This window comes from Deltaproteobacteria bacterium (genome assembly GCA_005879535.1).
GTDB lineage: Bacteria > Myxococcota > Myxococcia > Myxococcales > 40CM-4-68-19 > 40CM-4-68-19.
The window spans coordinates 77140-79781 of the sequence record VBKI01000054.1; the positions used below are offsets into that span (position 1 = coordinate 77140).

Annotated in this window: 1 protein-coding gene and 1 pseudogene (1 of these 2 running past the window's edge); one reads left to right on the forward strand and one right to left on the reverse strand. The window is 69.0% G+C overall.

Features of this window, described 5'->3' with window-relative positions; all coding sequences use genetic code 11:
• Window positions 1-1135, reverse strand: a pseudogene (locus tag E6J58_08440) (hypothetical protein); it reaches 851 nt to the left of the window's first position.
• 48 nt (window positions 1136-1183) lie between these two features.
• On the opposite strand from E6J58_08440, the gene E6J58_08445 reads away from it, so the two are divergent.
• Window positions 1184-2347: a pyridoxal phosphate-dependent aminotransferase gene (locus E6J58_08445; GenBank protein ID TMB38854.1), complete on the forward strand. Its 1164-nt coding sequence runs from the start codon at window positions 1184-1186 to the stop codon at window positions 2345-2347.
• Window positions 2348-2642 lie beyond the last annotated feature (295 nt).

Genomic DNA, 2642 nt, shown 5'->3' on the forward strand with positions numbered 1-2642 from the left:
AGGCACGGATCATCCAGGGCGTCGTCAACGCCGTCACCGCCGAGACGCTCACCGCCACCGGGTAGAGGAAGTCGCGCACCGCTCCCGTCGACACGCCAAGCTGCGCGATGAGAAAGGAGAACTCGCCGATCTGCGAAAGGCTCATGCTGGCGGCGATCGAGGTGCGCACGCCGGCGCCGGTGAGGAAGGCCGGGATCGAGACGCCGATCATCCTCCCCGCGACCACCACCCCCGAGAGCACGAGGATGGGAATCCAGTTCGCGCGCACCAGCGCCGGGTCGATGAGCATGCCCACGGAGACGAAGAAGACCGCGGCGAAGAGGTCGCGCACGGGCTCCAGCAGGTGCTCGATCCGCGGTCCTTCGCCCGATTCGGCGACCAGTGAGCCGGCGACGAAGGCACCGAGCGCGACCGAGTAGCCGAAGCGCTGTGCAAGCAGGGCGAAGGCGAAGCAGATTCCCACGCAGGCGATGGCGGTCGTCTCCGGCCGGTCCAGCTTCAGCACCGCCCGGACCAGGCGCGGGACGACGAGCGCGCCGGCAGCGCCGACCACGGCGAGGAAGAGGCCCAGGCGGCCCGCGGTGGTGGCCACCTGCGCCGCGGTCAGCTTCCCGGCGGCGAGCGTCGCAAAGGCGGCGAGGAGGAGGATGGCGACGAGGTCCTCGACGATGAGGACCGCGAGGACCAGCTCGCGGACGCGGCCACCGATGCGAAGCTCGCTGAAGGCCTTGGCGATGATGGTGGTGCTGGACATCGCCATCATCGCGCCGGCGAACAGCGCCTCGCGCGACGTCCACCCGAACATCTGCGCGCTCAGATCGCCGAGGATGATCTGGACGCTGATCTCGACGACGGCGACGACGGCGGCTGCCGCGCCGACCCGCAGCAGCTTCTTCAGCGTGAACTCGAGCCCGATGCCGAAGAGCAGCAGGATGACGCCGAGCTCGGAAAGTCCCTCGATGGTCTCGCTGTCGGCCACCAGCGGGAACGGCACGTGCGGTCCGACCAGCAAGCCGGCGATGAGATAGCCAAGCACGACCGGCTGCCGAAGGCGCTGGAAGACGACCGTGGTGACCGCCGCCACGCAGAGGACGATCGCGAGATTGGTGAGGAAGACGTTGGCGTGGTGCTCCATCTCCCGGGCACAGTACGGGACGCGGGCATCGCGCGGTAGACTGCCTCGATGCCAAAGATCGCGAGCAGCGTGGGAATGCTCGGCACCGAGACCGCACTCGACGTGCTGGTGAAGGCGCGGGCCGTGGAGGCGCGCGGGCGGAAGGTGATCCATCTCGAGGTGGGTGAGCCGGACTTCCCCACGCCGGGGCACATCGTCGAAGCCGGGATCCGGGCGCTCCGCGACGGGTACACGCGATATGGCGCGCCGGGCGGCTCGCAGACGCTGCGCGAAGCGATTTGCGAGCACCTCGACGAGCGGGGAGTTCGCGCCAGCCCCGAGCACGTCGTCGTCACTCCCGGAGCGAAGCCGAACTTGTTCTATGGGTTTCTGGCGACGATCTCTCCCGGGGACGAGGTGCTGATCCCCGATCCGGGCTTTCCCATCTACGCATCGATGGTGCGCTTCTGCGGCGCAACGCCGGTCTCGGTACCACCGCGCCTCGACCAGGGCCGCGCACTCGACCTCGACGCGCTGGAACGGTTAATCACGCCGCGCACCCGGATGATCGTGTTCAACTCCCCTTCGAACCCGACCGGCGCGATCGTGCCGGACGCGGATCTGCGCCGTCTCGCGGCGCTGGCGGAGCGGCACGATCTCTGGGTCATCGCCGACGAGATCTACCGGCGCATCTGTTACGGCGAAAAAGCGCCTTCCATTGCCGCGCTTCCGGGAATGCTCGGGCGCACGATCCTGGTCGACGGGTTCTCCAAGGCGTACGCGATGACCGGTTGGCGGCTCGGATGGGCCCTCTATCCCGCGGCGCTCGCGCCGCATGCGATTCGCCTGGTGATCAACTCGAACACCTGTACCGCGGCGTTCGTGCAGGAGGCAGGGACTGCCGCGCTGCGCGGGCCCCAGGACGTCGTCGATACAATGGTTGCCGAGTTCCGCCGGCGGCGCGACGCCATCGTGGCGCGACTGGCGCGGATTCCCGGCGTGCGGTGCCACGCTCCCGCGGGCGCGTTCTATGCCTTTCCCGACGTTCGCGCCCTCCCGATCCCCGCCGCAGCGTTTGCCGATCGCCTCCTCGAGGAGGAAACGGTCGCGCTCCTCGACGGTTCGGGGTTCGGCGCGGGGGGCACCGGATATCTCCGGCTGTCCTTCGCCGCTTCGCTCGACAATCTCGAGGAGGCGGCGGACCGCTTCGAGCGCCTCGTCGCACGGTTGTGAGCGTCTCGCCGGCCCGAGAAAGGGCGCCACGCCTTCTCCAGCTCGCGCGCGACGTCGTCCGGGATGCGGATGCCGGAGACCTGCGTGTCCCAGTACATGCGCGAGAGTGCGCCGTGCGAAAGAGCCTCCCGCGGCAGGATGGGTTCGCGTTCCGCGTCGAGCAGGATGTCCAGCGACAGATCGACATAGTTGCAAGGCACGCCGGCCCGTCGCCAACCCGGGCCTTCGTACCAGTCGCTGGTCGCCCATCCGGAGGCGACGATGCCCCGGGGCTCCTCTCCCTGGCGGAGAAGAA

Bases quoted from the DNA above. Each gene is read 5' to 3' on its own strand.
- E6J58_08445 (TMB38854.1), top strand. From the start codon at position 1,184: ATGCCAAAGATCGCGAGCAGCGTGGGAATGCTCGGCACCGAGACCGCA.